Raw genomic sequence first — 16,820 nt, 5'->3', positions numbered from 1 at the left:
GCAGCGATCAGCATCACCCTCTTGCCCTCGAATGCGATGGGTGACACTGACCCACGCATCGGACTGGCCCCAGGCTGGGACGACCCGGGCCAGGCAGCGTCCAGCATCGAGCTCCTGGAGCACGTCCAGAAGGCAGGAGCCTTCCAGGGTGCACCCAACAGCTCAGCCCCCTACAACTCCGACATGGCCTTCATTGACGACCACGTCATCGTCGGCAGCTACAACGGCTTCCAGGTCTACGACGTGTCTGACGCCTCCTCCCCGCAGCTCACCGGGTCCTTCATCTGCCCCGGTGGCCAGGGTGACCTCTCAGTCCACGGCGACCTTCTCTTCATGTCGGTCGAGGAGAGCCGGGGCCGCATCGACTGCGGGACCTCCAACCCGACACCTGCGGAGCGCTTCCGCGGCATCCGGATGTTTGACATCAGCGATCTCAGCAATCCGGTGCACCTCGGTGGGGTCCAGACCTGCCGTGGGTCGCACACCCACACGCTCGTCACCGACCCCAGCGACGCGTCGCACGTCTACCTCTACAACAACGGCACGGCGGGCGTCCGCTCGGCGACGGAGCTCGCCGGGTGCACGAACACCCCCTCCAACAACAACCCCGACTCCTTCATGGACGCCGACGGCAACCCGATCCTGACCTCGCGCTTCATGGTCGAGGTCATCAAGGTCCCGGTCGCTCACCCGACCGATGCGGAGGTCGTGCGTGAGGCGCGCCTCATGAAGAATCACGAGACGGGCAACCAGCACGGCCTGTGGGCCGGCGGCAACCACGGCGACGGCACGCAGAGCACCTCGGCCACCGACGCCTGCCACGACATCACGGCCTACCCGGAGATCGGTCTTGCGGCTGGCGCCTGTGAGGGCAACGGTCTCCTGATCGACATCAGCGACCCGTCGGACCCGCAGCGCATCGATGAGGTCATGGACGCCAACTTCGCCTACTGGCACTCGGCCACGTTCAACAACGACGGCACCAAGGTCATCTTCACGGACGAGTGGGGTGGCGGCTCCGGTGCGCGCTGCCGCGACACCGACCGTGAGACGTGGGGCGCCAACGCCATCTTCGACATCGTCGACGGCAAGATGCAGCTGGCCAGTTACTACAAGCTCCCGGCACCGCAGACCGCGCAGGAGAACTGTGTCGCCCACAACGGCTCGCTCATTCCCGTTCCGGGTCGCGACATCATGGTCCAGGCCTGGTACCAGGGCGGCGTAACAGTCTTCGACTTCACGGACAGCGCGAACCCGCAGGAGCTCGCGTTCTTCGACCGTGGCCCGCTCAGCGCCACCAACCTCGTCCTCGGTGGCTTCTGGTCCGCTTACTGGTACAACGGCAACATCTTCGGCAGCGAGATCGCTCGCGGGTTCGACAGCATGGCGCTGACTCCTGGTGCCGTGTTGTCGGACAACGAGATCGAAGCAGCCAGTGAGGTGTCCTGGGGGGCGATGAACCCCCAGGGCCAGGTCAGCTACGTCCACGCGCCGAGCTATGCCGTCGCGAACTCGTATGTCGACCAGGCCGAGCGTTCGGGCAGCCTGAGCGCTGCCGCGATCGCGCAGGTCCGCGGTCACCTCGACACTGCCCAGAAGCTCCAGGACAAGGGCAAGGCCAACCCGCAGGCCATCAAGTCGCAGCTGAACAACGCCATCCGCAAGGCCGGAACAGCAGACGCCGCCGTGACGCAGGCCCTGAAGGACCTGCTCGGCACGATCGGCTGATCTGACGCAGGACCTCATAGCGGCCACGTCGCACCTCGGTGCGGCGTGGCCGCTTGCTGTGCCGGCTCGCTCGCTGTGCAGTCTCAGTCGTTGCGGGAGCGTCGGGTCCAGAGCAACCAGCCGAGGCCCACGGTGACCACGCCGGCGGTGAGGGCGATCCACGGGAGTGCGGTCGGCAGGCCTGACTCCAACTCGGCCGCTGGCGCCTGGTCCACTGAGCCCGGCGCGGTGTCGGACCCGGTCGCGGGGTCAGCGGCTCGTGCCATCGGCTCCTGGCCTGGACCGGTCACCGCCTCCACCTCGGCGATCAGCGTGGGTGTGGCCCGGGACGTGCCGTCACACAGACCTGACTCACCATCGCGGACAAAGAAGACATAGTCCCGGCCGACCGCCATATCCTCCAGTCCACAGGAGGCCCCGTGGGAGGCCGACCGGAAGACCAGCGGGTTATCGGGCTCACCCTTGAGGACGGTCTGCAGGGTGACGGTGTAGGTCACCTGGTCAGCGGTGTCAACTGCCCCATCCGCACGCGTCGGCGGCGCCTCGATGGTGGCGAGCTCCCCCACGGCGATCGTGTCGACATAGCCCACCAGCGTCTCGGTGTCGGCCACGGCACACGAGCAGGCCATCGCAGCAGCCGGGGCGAGAAGCACCAGGGCGGGGGCAAGGAGCAGTCCGGCGGCCGCCACACCGCCACCTCTCACGGCAGTCCGGTTGATCATGTGAGGCTCCTGTCGGCGCGGGTGCTGGGAGCAGTCTCCCCGGTGGTGGGACGAGGCCCTAACCTGACAGTGAAGAGTACGCCCACCCGAGCGGAGGCACCCATGTCTGAGGACCTCGGAGCGACACGTATCGCGCAGTTCCACCGGCTCCATGAGTCCGGGACGTTCGTCATGCCCAACCCCTGGGACGCGGGCAGCGCAGTCATGCTGCAGCGGCTGGGATTCCCGGCCCTGGCGTCGACCAGCGCGGGGGCCGCATGGGCTGCGGGCCGCCCCGACAACGGGTTGGCGCTGGAGCGGGCCCTGGCCCACCTGCGTGATCTGGTTGCCGCGGTGAGCGTGCCGGTCAACGCCGACTTCGAGGGCGCCTACGCGGTGGACCCGAGTGATGTGCACGCCCATGTGACCCTGGCCTGCGGCACCGGTGTCGCGGGACTCTCCGTCGAGGACTCCAGCTAGAACCCCGAGCCGCCGTTGTGTGACTTTGCGCTGGCCGTGGATCGGGTGGCCGCCGCCCGTCAGGCGATCGACGACAGCGGGACCGGCGTCCTGCTCACCGCCCGGAGCGAGGGCTTCGTCGTGGGCCGACCCGACCTGGACGAGACGGTCCGCCGGCTGCAGGCCTTCGCCGAGGCAGGAGCGGACTGTCTGTATGCACCGCGGATCACCACGCCCGAGGAGATCACCGCCGTGGTCGAGGCGGTCGCACCCAAGCCGGTGAACCTGCTCATCAACGCCCCCTTCATCACCGTGGCGGAGGCGGCCGCCCTCGGGGTGCGGAGGATCAGCGTCGGCGGCACGCTGGCCCGTGCGGCCTGGGGCGGGTGGCTCGGCGTCGCCCGCGAGATCGCCGAGGCGGGCACGTTCACGGGGTTTGCGGACCTACCCGACGTCGACGGGTTGCTCCGAGAGCACGACTGATCGGTCAGGTCCGCCTGCGCGAGTTCGCGACATACGCACCGGCCAGCGCCAGCACGATCCCGAGCATCGACAGCGGGGCGACCCGCTCACCGACGAGGCCGGCTCCGAGTGCCAGGGCGACCACGGGGATCAGATAGTTGGTGATCGAGGCGCGGGAGGCACCGATCCGTCCGACCAGCGTCACGAACATGACGAACGCCAGGCCGGTGCCGAGCGCGCCCAGGGCGATCATCGCCGCCCAGCCGCCCACCGTCGGAGTGGAGTCGAGCAGGCCGGGCACACCGAACGGCGCGACGACGACGAGGGCGACGAGCTGCGCCCGCCAGATCACCGCGAGTGCCCCATTGCGCGCCTGCAGGTGCCCGGAGATGTTGAACGCAATGGCGTACAGCAGGGTCGCCGCAAGGACCATCAGGATCCCGGTCAGGCTCGCCGACCCGTCCACGTTGGGCACCCCGAGGGCCACCACCCCCACGAACCCGACGGCCAGGCCGATCAGCAGCCGCCGGTCGGGCGAGCGGCGCCACCACACCGCCGCGACGGCAGCCGTGAACAGTGGCGCGGCGCCGTTGATCATGCCGGCCAGTGCCGAGGCAATGTGTTGCTGAGCCAGCGTGAAGAGCACGAACGGCACCGCCATCCAGACGACCCCGAGGATCGCGGTCAGCCTCCAGTCCTCGCGGTGTCGCAGCGGCGCCCGGGCGGCAGGGACCAGGGTCAGCGCCAGCGCACCCAGAGCGATCCGCAGCCAGGCGATCGTCGCGGGCGGGAAGTCCTCCAGCCCGATCTTGATGAACAGATAGGACGAGGCCCACATCAGGGCGACCGCCACCAACATGCCCCAGTCGCGCCCGGTGAGTGCGACCGGTTCGGGCGCAGCAGGAGCGGTCATGGTCAGGGCCGGGCGGCCTTGCGGAAGGAGTCGACCGTCTCCCAGAGGGCGATCGCCAGGAGCCCGACGATGGTGACCGTCAGGGTCGCCCCCTCGTTGACCTGCAGGTCGCCGTCGCCGACCCACTCCAGCGGCAGGGTGTCCCAGGCATAGAGGGTGTTGCGGGCGGCGAGCCACACCAGTGGACCCACAAAGAGCACCGTGCCGATGAGGTTGGTGATCGCGGTGGGCCAGGTCCAGCGGCCGCGGGCCAGGACGAAGACGGAGGCCAGCAGGCTGGCGACCATGCCGGCGGCGAGCACCCAGCGCAGGCCGTATGCCGTGTCGGTGAAGATCTGCCCCCACGCGACGTCGTCCACCGATCCACCGAGACGTCCGGGCAGCAGCAGGAGGGTGAGGATGAAGGCGTTGAGGACGACCGACAGGATGCCGTCGCCCCAGGACACCTGACGCTTCTGCGGCTCGGGCAGCTCAGCCGGGTCCCACTGGCCGTGCGTGCCGAGGATCTCGAGGGTCTGGTTCTCGGCGCCGGTGCGCTCGGCGATCGCGAAGCCGACGGTGACCCAGAAGGTCACCATGACCGCGGACCACAGCACGCCGCTAACCATGCTGCCGACGACATCGCCGGGCGGGTCGCCATCCAGGAGCCCGATGACGAGGGTGATCCCGCCGACCATGGCCGGCACCCACAGCAACAGTGCCTTCAGGGTGCGCACCCACGCGGGATAGAGCCGCTGCCCGATCAGCGAGCGCCCCTCTCCGCGGTAGTTGTCCGCGAGCGCGGTCGGATGTCCCAGTGCCAGCAGGGCCTCCCGCTCAGCCACGGCGGGGTCGGTGCCCGCGGGGGCAGCCGCGACGGTGTCCTCGATGGTGCCCCGCAGCTCGGCGGCGATGTCGACCCGCTGCGGCTCGGGCAGCTCTGCGGTCACGGCGTGGACATAACGGTCGGTCAGTGAACTCATGGTCATCCCCTGGTGGTCAGCGTCTGCAGCGCGAGGTTGAGGTCGCGCCACTCGGCAGAGAGCGCGGTGAGGACGGTGCGGCCGTCCTGGGTGAGGACATAGAACTTGCGGGGCCGACTCTCATCGGTGTTCCACTCGCTGGTGAGCAGCCCCTGCTTCTCCAGTCGGCGCAGCAGCGGATAGAGGGTGTTGCCCTCCACCTCGATGCCCGCGTCCGCGAGGTGCTCCAGCAGGGCGTAGCCGTAGCGGGGCTCCCCCAGGCAGGCGAGCGCCGCAAGCACGACGGTGCCCCGGCGCAGCTCCTGGCTGTGCGTCGCCAGCATCTCCTCTGTGTCCATGCCCCGAGACATTACTGTGTGTCACACACTATTGTCAATCACACGTCACTGTCCGACTCTGCGCTCGCTGCCAACGCCCCCGGTGACCTTGCCCTTTCGACCGCGCCTTTTGACGCCCGTGCAGGAAGAGGGAAGGTCGAATTCCCAAGGTCATGGGACCGCCTCCCGATGTGACGCAAAACACGCGTCCCTGAGTAGAGTCGAGTCGTGCGCGCAGCCGTGAACACCAACTACGGGCCGCCCGAGGTCGTCTCGGTCACCGAGGTGCCGGTCCCCCACCCCGGCGCCGGCGAGCTGCTGATCCGGGTGGACGCCACCACCGTCAACCGCACCGACTGTGCCTACCGCGCCGCCCGCCCGTTCTTCATGCGCGCCCTGACCGGCCTGCGACGGCCCAAGCGCACCATCCTGGGGACCGAGTTCGCCGGCGAGGTGGTTGCCACCGGAGCAGACGTGGACCGGTTCGCGGTCGGAGAGCGGGTCTTCGGCTACTGCGAGGGCCGCTTCGGGGCACATGCGGAGTATGCCGTGGTGCAGCAGACCTCCTCCCTCGCCGCTGTCCCCGCCGGGGTGAGCCAGCAGGAGGCCGCCGCGTCGACGGAAGGCTTTCACTACGCCCGCTCCGCGATCCGCCGGGCGGGGATCCGCGCCGGGGACGATGTCCTGGTCAACGGCGCCACCGGCGGCATCGGCTCGGCCGCGGTGCAGCAGCTCGCCGCCCTCGGGTGCAGCGTGACCGCCGTCTGTGCCGGCGAGCATGCGGAGACGGTGCGCTCCCTGGGTGTTGTTCACATCGTGGACTACACCCGTGAGGACTTCACCGCCCTGCCGCACCAGTTCGACGCGGTCATCGACGCCGTCGGCAAGAGCACCTTCGGTCGGTGCCGGCGGATCCTGCGTCCGGACGGCGTCTATGTCTCCTCCGAGCTGGGCCCCGGTTGGCAGAACCTGCCGCTCTCGCTCCTGGGGACGGTGCGCCGCGGGCGCCAGCGCGTGGTCTTCCCCTTCCCTGAGCACAACCAGTCGGTCGTGGAGGAGATCCGCGACCACCTGGCGGCGCGGACCTACCGCCCGCTCATCGACCGCGCCTATCCGCTGGAGGACATCGTCGCGGCCCACCGCTACGTCGAGTCCGGGCAGAAGATCGGCAACGTGGTGATCACCGTGCGGGACTGAGAGGTGACTGCATGACATCCGCGATCCGCACCACCGGCCTGGTGAAGAGGTTTGGCTCCTTCACGGCCCTGGACGGCGCTGACCTCAAGGTCGCTCACGGCGAGGTCCACGGTTTCCTCGGCCCCAACGGGGCCGGCAAGTCCACCACCATCCGGGTGCTCCTGGGGCTGCTGCGGGCCGACGCCGGCACCGTGGAGCTGCTCGGCGGTGACCCGTGGCGCGATGTGGTGGACCTGCACCGCCGCCTGGCCTATGTGCCCGGTGACGTCGTCCTGTGGCCGGGCCTGACCGGCGGCGAGGCGATCGACCTGCTGGGCAACCTGCGCGGCGGTCTCGACCGGACCCGCCGCACGGACCTCATCGAGCGCTTCGAGCTGGACCCGACCAAGCGCGGCCGGCAGTACTCCAAGGGCAACCGCCAGAAGGTCGCGATCGTCGCTGCGCTGGCGGCGGACGTCGAGCTGCTGATCCTCGACGAGCCCACCTCCGGCCTGGACCCGCTGATGGAGGCCGTCTTCCAGGACGAGGTGGCCACGGTGAAGGAGCAGGGCCGCACGATCCTGCTCTCCAGCCACATCATGAGTGAGGTCGAGGCGCTGGCCGACCGGGTCAGCATCATCCGCCTGGGCACGATCGTGCAGACCGGCACCCTCACCGAGCTGCGCGGTCAGACCCGGGTCACCCTCAGCACGACCCTCGCCCGGCCCCCGGCTGACCTGCGGGAGCTGCCCGTCCTGCTCGACGCCCACCTGGATGACCACCAGCGACTCACGGCCACCGTCGAGCCAGATCAGGTCAACGCCGCGATGGCCGCCCTGGTGCCGCACGAGATGTCCGCCCTCACGGTCTCCCCCGCTTCCCTGGAGGACCTTTTCCTGCGGCACTACAGCAGCGCGGACGAGCAGCAGCCGTGAGATCCTCACCGGCCCACCGGGCCACGGCACGCCGCGCCACCGCACCCAGGTCCGGGCCCCTGACCGGCACGGCGACGCTGCTGCGGGCCGCTCTCCCCCAGGACGCACGCAACCTCGCCCCGTGGGTGGTGCTGATCTCCCTGCTGTCCGCCTCCTCGATCCTGGCCTATGCCTGGGTCTTCCCCGACCAGTCCGACCGTGAGCAGCTCGCGACGGCGCTGGGCAGCAACCCGGCCCTGTCGCTGATCTTCGGCCCGGCCCGGGACCTGATGACCGGCGACGGGTTCAACGCCTGGCGGGCCGGGCAGCTGGGCGCCTTCTTCGCCGGGCTGATGGCGATCCTGGCCGTCGTGCGCAGCAGCCGCGCCGATGAGGACTCCGGGCAGGCCGAGCTGCTCGCCTCGGGCGTGATGGCGCGGCAGAGCCGTCTGGCGGTCGCCGTCGCGATCGCGGCCATCGCCTCGGTGGCCCTGGGCGTCGTGTGCTTCGTGCTCACCGTCATCAGCGGTGGCGGGGTGGGCCCCACCCTCATCCTGTCCGCGACCTTCACCGCCTCCGGGCTGATGTATGCCGGGGTCGCGGCCGTCGCCGCCCAGCTGGGATCGGACGCCCGCACCGCCAGCACCCTCGCGGTCGCCACCCTCGGCATCTCCTTCCTGCTGCGCGGCTATCTCGACTCCTCTGGAGCACCGGAGTGGACCACCTGGCTGACCCCACTGGGCTGGCTCGAGCGGACCCGACCGGCCACCGACAACAACCCGTGGCCACTCCTGGCGGCCCTGGCCCTCGCCGTGGTGCTCATCGTGGTGGCCTTCCTGCTCCAGGGCCGCCGCGACTTCGGTCAGGGTCTGATCGCCACCCGTCCCGGACCCGCCGAGGCGGGTCTGGCCGGCAACGTCTGGGGGCTGGCGCTCGCGCTGCACCGCTCGGCGCTGACCGGGTGGCTGGTGGCCTTCGCGGCGCTCGGCGCGATCTTCGGGACGCTGGCGACCACGATGGGTGGGGTCGTGGCCGGCAACCCCGCGCTGGCCGCGATCGTCGCCGCCGGGGTGACCAGCCTGTCCGACCTGACCTTCGCCTTCCTGGCGACCCTGCTGCAACTCATCGCGATCATCGCCGCGGTCATGGGGGTCCAGTTGATCCTGCGCGTCTATGACGAGGAGTCGAACGTCCGGGTCGAGCCCCTGCTGGCCGGATCGTTGCGCCGGACCACCTATCTGGCCAGCAATGTGGTCCTCGCGCTGGTCGCCACCGCGGTCGCACTCCTGGTGGCCGGCACGACCCTCGGACTGGTGGCCTCCGCCCGGGACGACTCGATCGCTCGTGGTGACGTGATCTGGCAGGCACTGGTGACCATCCCTGCGGTCTGGGTGCTGGTCGCGCTGGCCACGGCCGCGGTGGGCGCGGCCCCCAGCAAGCGACTCGTCGGCTGGCTCGGCGTGGTCGCCACCTTCGGGCTCACTCTGCTCGGCCCGACCTTCAACCTGCCCGGCTGGGCACTGGACATCAGCCCCCTGCGCCAGGTGCCGATCGTCACCCAGGCCTCCCCCGACTGGACCGGACTGCTCTGGCTCGCAGGGGCCTTCGTCCTGCTGATGGGCGTCGGCTTCGCCGGGTTCCGACGCCGCGACGTGCTCTGACCCGAAGTGGGTCACGTAACCCATCGTCCGCACCCCGCAGATGGGTGGATCGGTCGATGCCGCGCACCGTGCCCCGCTCACCATCTGCAGCGCGCTGGCCGAGAGGTCCTCGTCCTGGACCGGGCCGCCCGCGTCGGTCACCGGTGGCGCGGCCACTGGGACTCCCTGCGCCTCTACTCTCCCGCCTGGGCCGACGGCCTGCCCTGCCGCCCCTACCCCGGTCCGACGTGGCACTTCCCGAGCAAGGACGAGTTCGCCGACTACCTCGAGCAGTATGCCGACGAGCTGGCCCTCCCCGTCCGTCTCGGGACGCGGGTCCTGCGGGTCGCGCCGAGCGCAGGCAGCGGGTATGCCGTCACGGCCGATGCCGGCCACCTCACCGCCGACAACGTGGTGATCGCCACTGGCACGTTCGGCACCACCCCGAAGGTGCCCGACTTCGCCGATCGGATCGACCCCTCGATCGTGTGCAGCTGCACTCCAGTGAATACCGAGGTCCCGACCAGCTGTCGGACGGCCCGACGATCCTGGTCGGACGGGACACCGGTCAGATCCCGGTCCCGTTCAGCTCACCACGGCTCAGGGTCGTGATGCCGCTGATGCTCTTCGCGATGCAGCACGTCCTCACGCGCAGGACCCCGATGGGCCGCAAGGCGATGCCCACGGTCCCGACCCGAGCACGGGTCCGGGCCTGACGGCACCGCGGGCCACGTCACCCCTGCCGCCAGGTCCAGGCGGAGCGCAGGATGAACGCCAGGAGCAGCACCTCGAGCCCGATGGAGAGGCCGTAGAAGAAGGCCCAGTCCCAGGACTCCCCTGCCGCGTTGACCACCGAGTAAGGGATGTAGAGCGAGGCAACGACGAGGTTCGTGGCGCGGTTCACCCGGGGAGGCAACGTCATGGAGAGCATCACCATCAGGGCCGGGATCGCCACGGACGCAAGCATCAGGGTCAACAGGGTCGGGCTGATATCGAACGTAAAGACGACGCCGCCCAGGATGTCGTCGAGGGCCCCAGGCTTGTAGAGCTGGAAGTAGTCGACGTAGATATAGAGGAACATGAAACTGGTCCACGCGGCCGCGAGCTTGGCCTGGACGGGCACCCGCAGGTCTTCCTGCGTGCTGCGGGATGGCACATTCTCTCGTGCGGTGTGGGACTGATCGGTCCTCATTAGGTTGCTCCTTGGGTTGATCGGGTGTGTGCCTTCAGCGTTACGGATGCTGGTGGCGGGCACATCAGCCCTCGAGCCTGATCTGACCTGCCCGTTGGCCCAGTCGAGCACTCGTACTTTCAGCTGATACGCCGATCTCGCGGGGTGCCTAGTCTGATCAGATGGTCCCCAACGCGCTCCGCTCGCTGTGGGCCGAACCTCGACCCGCACGCGCCCCGGACCGGGGGCCGTGGGACTGGGCCCTGGTGGCAGCACTGGCCTGCTGGTCCCTGGCGGAGACGGCGCTTCGTCAGGATCTGGCGCCGCGCCCGCTGCTGCTGCTCGTGGTCCTCGCGGTCCTCGGTCCCCTGCTGTGGCGACGCACGCACCCGCTGCTCGCAGTCGCGGTCTGCTTCGGCTTGTTGACGATCGTCGACGTCGTCAGAATCCTCACCGGGTCACAGGGCGGGCTGCTATCCAGCACGTCCGGGACGCTGATCCTGGCCTTCGCCCTGTTCCGGTGGGGCTCCGGTCGGGAAGCCGCCAGCGGTCTCGCCGTCATACTGCTCTGGCTGCCGGTCACCACCGTGGCCGATCCCACCAGCGTGGCGGACACGGTCGGAGCGTATGCGTTCTTCCTGTTCGCGGCTGCGCTCGGCGCCGCACTCCGCTATCGCTCGAAAGTCCGCCTCCGCGACATCGACCAGGCCAAGGCCCTCGAACGCGAACAGCTCGCTCGGGAGCTCCACGACACCGTCGCCCACCACGTGTCGGGCATCGCCATCCAGGCTCAAGCGGGACGTGCCATCGCGGCCTCCCATCCCGAGCGTGCCATCGAGGCCCTGGCCACCATCGAAGACGCAGCGACCCGCACCCTCACCGAGCTGCGCGCCATCGTGGGCGTGCTCCGCGCGACAGAGGACACCGAGTTCGCGCCGCAGCCCGGTCTGGCCGAGGTCGAGCAGCTCGCCACCGAGGGTCAGGAGCGTCCCTGCGTCACGGTGCTGCTCTCTGGCGACTTCGAGGATCTCAGCCCGGCGGTGGGGGCCGCGATCTACCGCCTGGCCCAGGAGTCCATCACCAACGCACGACGGCATGCCCGCCATGCCACCGAGGTCACCGTCGCCGTCATCGGCGACACCGACCGGGTGCGCCTGACCATCGAGGACGACGGCTCGTCTCACGCTGGTGGCCGCGCCCCAGCGGGCTACGGTCTCGTGGGCATGCAGGAACGCGCCTCGCTGCTCGGCGGCACCTTCCACGCAGGCCCTGCCGCCACGCGGGGCTGGCGGGTAGAGGCAGCCCTGCCCCGAACCGGAGTGCCACGATGAGCATCAGAGTCCTCATCGCCGACGACCAAACCATCGTGCGCACCGGGCTGACGATGTTGCTCAACACCCAGCCCGACATCGAAGTGGTCGGGGCAGCCGCCGACGGGCGCGAGGCGGTACGCCTGGCGCACCAGCTGCGTCCCGACGTCGGTCTGTTCGACATCCGGATGCCGCTGATGGATGGCATCGAGGCCACCCGACGTCTCGCCGGCCCCGGCGTCGCCGATCCCCTGCCGATCGTGGTCATCACGACCTTTGACCTCGACGAGTATGTCCACGGGGCACTCAAAGCCGGTGCCCGCGGATTCCTGCTCAAGGACGCCGGACCCGCCCTGCTGACCCAGGCCATCCACGCCGCCGCGGACGGAGACGCGCTGATCGCACCCAGCGTGACCGTCCGACTGCTCGCAGCATTCGCCCACGCCCAGACCGCAACACCGCGGCAGCCGCTGGAGCCGCTCACCGCCCGCGAGGAGGAGGTCCTCGTGCCTGTCGCCCAGGGCCGCACCAACAACGAGATCGCCGGCGAGCTGTTCATCACCCCGAGCACGGTCAAGGCCCACGTCGCCAGCCTCATGCGCAAACTCGGCGCGCGAAACCGCGTCGAGGTCGCCATGTGGGCTCATGAGACCGGCCGCATCTGACACTGCGTATGCGTCCTTCGTGCTCCTGTCACACAGGGGACTACCTCGACGAGGTCTTCCAGCCCCGCGAAGTCAGCCGCGGGCCGCCACGCTTCTTCAGCGGCCTGGCCGTGCTGCTCAGCATCGGTCAGCCACGCATCGCGGCACGGTCCTCTGCGCTCGGCACCTCCGTGCCATTGACTGCTGCGCTGGCGGTGAGCCGCGCCGAGATGACAGATTCCTGGGTCTGCCGCACCTCGGCCCGGTCGGCAAACCCGGCACGCTGATAGCGGTCCACCAGTCCCCCGTCCAGCCCCGCCTCTAGCCATTCCGCAGCCCCGTGCCAGGCACGCAGGCTCTCTGCGTCAACATTGTGCTCGGACCGAAGCGCCTGACGGCCCGCCATGCTCTCCAGGTCCGTGAGCAAGTCCGCCGCTCGCGGGTGGCTCCGAGCCAGCGCCGCAGCGAACCTGCCGATCGACCCGATCCCCGCATAAGGGCCATCAGCCAGGTCCCAGTCGGCCAGCAGTGCTCGATAGGGATCGGAATCCTTCACCCACGCGAGGAACGGATCGGCCAGAACACTCGTACGACCCCTGGGCTCGGGAGCAGCCAGCCGGATCCGTTGCACACATCTGCGGGCCAGCCGCCCTCTCAACTCGGTCTCTGTCACAGGAGTGAGGTGATATGCGGTGGCGTACCCGCAGGCCAGGTTGCGGTGGTCGGTCCGTGAGGCGGAGAGCGACCAACCGTCGAGTTGATCGGTGTCAACCGGGTCACCCGGCTTGCGGTCCAGGGCGATCGCCACCGAGACAGCTGCGCTGCGGGACGCAGCGACGAGGTAGCGCCAGAGATCCCGCTCATCCACGTGAGGCCTTGGAGCCTCGGAGAGGGTCACGCTGATCTCAGATCCGTCCAGTGGCAGACCTTCTCGCTCGGCGGGAGTGAGGAACGTCGCCCACAGCCGCAAAGCCTGCGTGAATGGCCCTCGCCAAGCATCCCCATCGAGGTCGGGGAAACGAGACACCTCGCGATTGACCAGGCCGGCCGCCAGCGTGTAACGGATCCGCCATGCCAAGGGCGAGTCTCCGCCCGAAGCGCGCCTCTCCTCCCGCTCCAGCAGACCCTCGAGTTGGCGTAGACAGAGGTCTTCTTCCTCAGCGGTGGGTGTCCCCAACAGGTTGGCGCTCACCAGCGTCAGCACGGCGGCCCGGTTGTCAGGGTCGCTGTGCACCGCCCGGGCAGCCATGGACAGGGCACCCGCAAACTGTCGATCACCAAGCCGCTGGGCAGCGATGGACGCCAGTGCCAAGCTGCTGGCTTTGCTCGCCCCGTAGAGGCGCGGTTCAGCGCCAGGATCAGGCAAGCGCCACCAGAGCAGGTGTGCGGCCACCTCCGTGGCGACATCCCGGACAGCGTGGGCCTCCTCCGTGTCGGTGGCCTTTTCCTCATCCACCCGGAAGTTGGTCGCGTTCACCGTGCGCACCTGGGCAAGGCGCGGCCCCTCATACATGGCTACGGTCGTCTCCGGCCCCTCCGTGGTGAGCAGGACACGGTCGCCGGACCGGAGCGCGACGGCGTTCCATACCTTGAGAATCGCGGCGAGCCACGGGTAGTCGAGCTGCCCGAGGACCCCGCGGATGCCCGTGTCGTGCAGGTCGGTGCCCACCATGGCGTGGAGGCCGCTCGACTTGCCGTTGGCCAGGTCGTGCAACTGTGTGACCGTCTGTCGCGCCACGGCCTGCTCCGGGTCGCCACCCGGTGAGGGTCCGACCTCGATCAACAACGGGGCGCGACTGCGCGAGAAGGTCGAGACGGCCAGGCCAGTCAGAAGGGCTAGCGAAAGCACCACGACCAAGAGGACCAGCGTGCTGACGCTGCCCCGGCCAAGCACTTCTTGCGTTGGCGAGTTCCCGGACCACAGGTGCCACGCCACCAGACCCACGATGGTGAGAACCGCCAGGGTGCCGACCCTGCGGCGGTTGAACGTCAGGGCGGTCGGGCGCCTCCAGAGCGTGATCGCGACGCCGATGGCGAAGGCGATTGCGGCGAAGGTCAACAGGAGCAAGCCGTCCTCAGTCACGGCATCACTGATCCGCTGTGGCCAGCTGCTCGAGCGGGCGTCGGCCAGGTTGACCAGGCCTGCCTGGCGACAGACCTTGGCCTCATCAACCCCGTCGAGCGCGGCATAGAGGGACTCCGCCCGGGCGAACTGTCCACGGCCGACCGCGGCATCCGCTTCCCCGCAGAGCCCAGGGTCCTGCTTGGCAGCCGGATCCTCCAACAACTTCTTGGCCTCCCCGTTGTTGGAGTCCAGGTCAATCGCCAACTGGGCCAGACGGTGTTGCTCGGTGTCATCCGCTTGTCGGGTCGCCTGATCCACGAGCGCATCCGATGCCTGACGTGCCTGGGTTGTCAGTTCCCCGATCTGGGTCGAGCAGTCACCGCCGACCGCCTCTGCCACGGTCTCGGCATCCTCGAGCGACCCTTCCTCCACGAGAGCCACCGCTCTGTCACACACGCTGGGGGCAGCGGTGGCGGGGGCGGTCGGCACGGGCCCGGACAGCCCGACCACCACGAGGCCGAGGATCCCCAGCACCTTCACCAACCGGCTCGAGCCACGAGCTCTCGTGTGTGACACGGGCACAGCGTCTCGCCTCTTGCCCGTCGTGGTCAAGAGTTCACGTGTGGACCCCGGGGCCGCAGTCACGCGAGTAGTCTCGAAACCTGGAGGCGCCCATGAGCATCGACGAACTCGCTGCAGGCCAGGCGGCATACGCGACCCAGGACTGGGTGAGCGCCCACCGTCACCTCAGCCGCGCCGACCGGGCCTCCCTCGGAGCCGAGGACCTGCGCGCGCTCAGCACCGCGGCATACCTCGTGGGTGATCACGCGACCGCGATCGGCGCGCTCCAGGAGGCGCACAACGCCAACCTCGCGGCAGGCGACCAGCGCGCCGGGGCGCGCGACGCGCTGGGCCTGGCGATGTTCTTTGCCGAGCGGGGCGAGCCTGCCGTCGGTGGAGGCTGGGCCGCCCGCGCTGCCCGCCTGCTGGAGGACCAGCCCGAGGACCTGCCCGAGCAGGGCCACCTGCTGGTCCCCGAGGCGTTCGGCGCCCTGGTCAGCGGTCAGCCCGAGGTGGTCCTGGGCCTGGCCGAGCGGATCGGGGAGATCGGTCGGGCCTCCGGCGACGACGACCTGGTCGGCTTCTCCCTCACCATCTCGGGCCAGGCGCTGATCGGGCTCGGGCGGGTTCCTGAGGGGCTGGCCCGGCTCGATGAGGCCATGGTCGCGCTGACCACCAGCGCGGTCACGCCGATCATGGCGGGGCACCTCTACTGCGCGATGGTCTCCGGCTGCCAGGAGGTCGGTGACGTCGGGCGGATGGCGGACTGGACCCAAACGCTCGAGCGGTGGTGCGCCCTGCAGCCCGGGCTCGTCCCGTTCACCGGCCAGTGCGCCGTGCACCGCGCGCAGATCCACCGGGTGCACGGGTCGTTCCCGCAGGCTCTGGAGGAGCTGACGCGCGCCGTCGAGCGCTATGCCGCCAACGGCATGGAGCCAGCGGTCGCCCTGGCGCTCTATGAGCGCGGCGAGGTGCTGCGGACCGTCGGCGATCTCGACGGCGCCGACGCGGCCTACGCGGAGGCCGCCGCCTCCGGTCACGACCCGCAGCCCGGTCGCTCCCTGCTGTGGCTGGCGCAGGGTCGGATTGCGGCTGCGGAGGGCTGCATCCGTCGGCTGCTCAGCGAAACCCCCGACCCCGTCACCCGCTCCCGCACACTCGGTCCCGCGGTGGAGGTGCTCTTGGCGGCCGACGACCTCGAGGCTGCCGCGACTGCCTGCACAGAGCTGACCGACCTCGCCGGCACCTTCGGGTGCGTGTCGCTGACCGCGACGGCCGCGTATGCCGCGGGGCAGGTCTCCCTCGCCGCCGGCGACCCGGCATCTGCCCTGGGACAGTTGCGCGCCGCTTGGAAGTCGTGGATCGGGATCGGCGCGCGGTATGACGCGGCGCGCGCCCGCGTGCTCCTCGCCGAGGCGCTGCACGCCCAGGGCGATGAGGTGACGGCCCAGTCGGAGTTGTCCGTCGCGGCCCGGACCTTTGCCGAGCTGGGGGCCGAGCCCGCCCGTCGCGAGGTCGAGCGGCTGCTCGGCACGGGGCTCCCCGACGGACTGACGGCCCGCGAGGTCGAGGTGCTGCGGCTGGTTGCAGCCGGGCGAAGCAACCCGCAGATCGCCCAGGAATTGGTGCTCAGCGAGAAGACCGTCGCTCGCCATCTGAGCAACATCTTCGGCAAGATCGAGGTCGCTTCCCGCACCGAGGCAGCGGCCTATGCGTTCGTGCACCAGCTGACCTGACGCGAGGCCCTTGCCGTCATGCCCCAGTCTTGACGATGTCCTGACCAAAGGGAAACTCTCT

The 16,820-nt window shown here is 69.6% G+C and carries 14 protein-coding genes and 1 pseudogene; 9 read left to right on the top strand and 6 right to left on the bottom strand.

What is annotated here, in order from left to right:
- Nucleotides 1-36 precede the first annotated feature (36 nt).
- Entirely contained in the window at nucleotides 37-1,728 is a 1,692-nt protein-coding gene (locus FNH13_RS07410) for an LVIVD repeat-containing protein (protein ID WP_143782865.1), read from the top strand.
- Nucleotides 1,729-1,811: 83 nt separating this feature from the next.
- On the opposite strand, the gene FNH13_RS07405 is transcribed toward FNH13_RS07410, so the two are convergent.
- Nucleotides 1,812-2,450, bottom strand: coding sequence for a hypothetical protein (locus FNH13_RS07405; RefSeq protein WP_143782864.1), 639 nt, complete (start codon nucleotides 2,448-2,450; stop codon nucleotides 1,812-1,814).
- Between the two features lie 102 nt (nucleotides 2,451-2,552).
- Here FNH13_RS07405 and FNH13_RS19500 point away from each other — a divergent pair.
- Nucleotides 2,553-3,371, top strand: a pseudogene (locus tag FNH13_RS19500) (isocitrate lyase/PEP mutase family protein).
- Between the two features lie 4 nt (nucleotides 3,372-3,375).
- Here the strand turns inward: FNH13_RS19500 and FNH13_RS07395 are convergent.
- Genes FNH13_RS07395 through FNH13_RS07385 form a run of 3 tightly spaced genes read right to left on the bottom strand, consistent with a single transcriptional unit; the run spans nucleotide 3,376 to nucleotide 5,563 of the window.
- Nucleotides 3,376-4,263: a DMT family transporter gene (locus FNH13_RS07395; RefSeq protein ID WP_143782863.1), complete on the bottom strand. Its 888-nt coding sequence runs from the start codon at nucleotides 4,261-4,263 to the stop codon at nucleotides 3,376-3,378.
- Nucleotides 4,264-4,265: 2 nt separating this feature from the next.
- Nucleotides 4,266-5,225, bottom strand: coding sequence for an HAAS signaling domain-containing protein (locus tag FNH13_RS07390; protein WP_143782862.1), 960 nt, complete (start codon nucleotides 5,223-5,225; stop codon nucleotides 4,266-4,268).
- Between the two features lie 2 nt (nucleotides 5,226-5,227).
- Nucleotides 5,228-5,563: a PadR family transcriptional regulator gene (locus tag FNH13_RS07385; protein ID WP_143782861.1), complete on the bottom strand. Its 336-nt coding sequence runs from the start codon at nucleotides 5,561-5,563 to the stop codon at nucleotides 5,228-5,230.
- 207 nt (nucleotides 5,564-5,770) lie between these two features.
- Here FNH13_RS07385 and FNH13_RS07380 point away from each other — a divergent pair, with 207 nt between their 5' ends.
- From FNH13_RS07380 to FNH13_RS07365, 4 genes are read left to right on the top strand one after another with little or no spacing between them, the layout of a single operon-like run.
- A complete protein-coding gene (locus tag FNH13_RS07380; RefSeq protein WP_202878892.1) occupies nucleotides 5,771-6,739 on the top strand; it encodes an NAD(P)-dependent alcohol dehydrogenase in 969 nt (322 codons plus the stop codon).
- Nucleotides 6,740-6,750: 11 nt separating this feature from the next.
- Nucleotides 6,751-7,653 carry an ABC transporter ATP-binding protein gene (locus FNH13_RS07375; RefSeq protein ID WP_143782860.1) on the top strand — a complete coding sequence of 301 codons (903 nt, stop codon included), beginning with the start codon at nucleotides 6,751-6,753 and terminating at the stop codon, nucleotides 7,651-7,653.
- Nucleotides 7,650-9,293, top strand: a complete 1,644-nt coding sequence (locus FNH13_RS07370; RefSeq protein ID WP_228266641.1) for an ABC transporter permease — start codon at nucleotides 7,650-7,652, stop codon at nucleotides 9,291-9,293. The genes FNH13_RS07375 and FNH13_RS07370 overlap by 4 nt, the downstream gene beginning before the upstream one ends.
- Before the next feature lie 6 nt (nucleotides 9,294-9,299).
- Nucleotides 9,300-9,884 (top strand): NAD(P)-binding domain-containing protein, encoded by a 585-nt coding sequence (locus FNH13_RS07365; RefSeq protein ID WP_143782859.1) that lies wholly within the window; start codon nucleotides 9,300-9,302, stop codon nucleotides 9,882-9,884.
- Between the two features lie 121 nt (nucleotides 9,885-10,005).
- On the opposite strand, the gene FNH13_RS07360 is transcribed toward FNH13_RS07365, so the two are convergent.
- Nucleotides 10,006-10,464 carry a DUF6326 family protein gene (locus tag FNH13_RS07360; RefSeq protein ID WP_143782858.1) on the bottom strand — a complete coding sequence of 153 codons (459 nt, stop codon included), beginning with the start codon at nucleotides 10,462-10,464 and terminating at the stop codon, nucleotides 10,006-10,008.
- Between the two features lie 161 nt (nucleotides 10,465-10,625).
- Between FNH13_RS07360 and FNH13_RS07355 the strand changes: the two genes are divergently transcribed.
- Together FNH13_RS07355 and FNH13_RS07350 are read left to right on the top strand one after the other, a co-directional pair.
- Nucleotides 10,626-11,774 carry a sensor histidine kinase gene (locus FNH13_RS07355; protein ID WP_143782857.1) on the top strand — a complete coding sequence of 383 codons (1,149 nt, stop codon included), beginning with the start codon at nucleotides 10,626-10,628 and terminating at the stop codon, nucleotides 11,772-11,774.
- Nucleotides 11,771-12,418, top strand: coding sequence for a response regulator (locus FNH13_RS07350; RefSeq protein ID WP_143782856.1), 648 nt, complete (start codon nucleotides 11,771-11,773; stop codon nucleotides 12,416-12,418). The genes FNH13_RS07355 and FNH13_RS07350 overlap by 4 nt, the downstream gene beginning before the upstream one ends.
- Nucleotides 12,419-12,545: 127 nt before the next feature.
- Here FNH13_RS07350 and FNH13_RS07345 read toward each other — a convergent pair whose 3' ends face one another.
- A complete protein-coding gene (locus FNH13_RS07345) occupies nucleotides 12,546-15,038 on the bottom strand; it encodes a hypothetical protein (RefSeq protein ID WP_143782855.1) in 2,493 nt (830 codons plus the stop codon).
- Between the two features lie 98 nt (nucleotides 15,039-15,136).
- Here FNH13_RS07345 and FNH13_RS07340 point away from each other — a divergent pair, with 98 nt between their 5' ends.
- Nucleotides 15,137-16,759, top strand: a complete 1,623-nt coding sequence (locus FNH13_RS07340; protein ID WP_143782854.1) for a LuxR family transcriptional regulator — start codon at nucleotides 15,137-15,139, stop codon at nucleotides 16,757-16,759.
- Nucleotides 16,760-16,820 lie beyond the last annotated feature (61 nt).

This window comes from Ornithinimicrobium ciconiae, from assembly GCF_007197575.1.
Taxonomy (GTDB): Bacteria; Actinomycetota; Actinomycetes; order Actinomycetales; family Dermatophilaceae; genus Ornithinicoccus; species Ornithinicoccus ciconiae.
Note: the sequence above shows the minus strand (reverse complement) of the source record. Positions and strands in the feature narration are given on the sequence as shown.

Excerpts from the sequence above, each read along its gene's own strand:
- FNH13_RS07410 (WP_143782865.1), top strand. The coding sequence starts at position 37 with ATGGGTGACACTGACCCACGCATCGGACTGGCCCCAGGCTGGGACGAC.
- FNH13_RS07405 (WP_143782864.1), bottom strand. The coding sequence starts at position 2,450 with ATGATCAACCGGACTGCCGTGAGAGGTGGCGGTGTGGCGGCCGCCGGA.
- FNH13_RS07395 (WP_143782863.1), bottom strand. The coding sequence starts at position 4,263 with ATGACCGCTCCTGCTGCGCCCGAACCGGTCGCACTCACCGGGCGCGAC.
- FNH13_RS07390 (WP_143782862.1), bottom strand. The coding sequence starts at position 5,225 with ATGAGTTCACTGACCGACCGTTATGTCCACGCCGTGACCGCAGAGCTG.
- FNH13_RS07385 (WP_143782861.1), bottom strand. The coding sequence starts at position 5,563 with ATGGACACAGAGGAGATGCTGGCGACGCACAGCCAGGAGCTGCGCCGG.
- FNH13_RS07375 (WP_143782860.1), top strand. The coding sequence starts at position 6,751 with ATGACATCCGCGATCCGCACCACCGGCCTGGTGAAGAGGTTTGGCTCC.
- FNH13_RS07360 (WP_143782858.1), bottom strand. The coding sequence starts at position 10,464 with ATGAGGACCGATCAGTCCCACACCGCACGAGAGAATGTGCCATCCCGC.
- FNH13_RS07355 (WP_143782857.1), top strand. The coding sequence starts at position 10,626 with ATGGTCCCCAACGCGCTCCGCTCGCTGTGGGCCGAACCTCGACCCGCA.
- FNH13_RS07350 (WP_143782856.1), top strand. The coding sequence starts at position 11,771 with ATGAGCATCAGAGTCCTCATCGCCGACGACCAAACCATCGTGCGCACC.
- FNH13_RS07340 (WP_143782854.1), top strand. The coding sequence starts at position 15,137 with ATGAGCATCGACGAACTCGCTGCAGGCCAGGCGGCATACGCGACCCAG.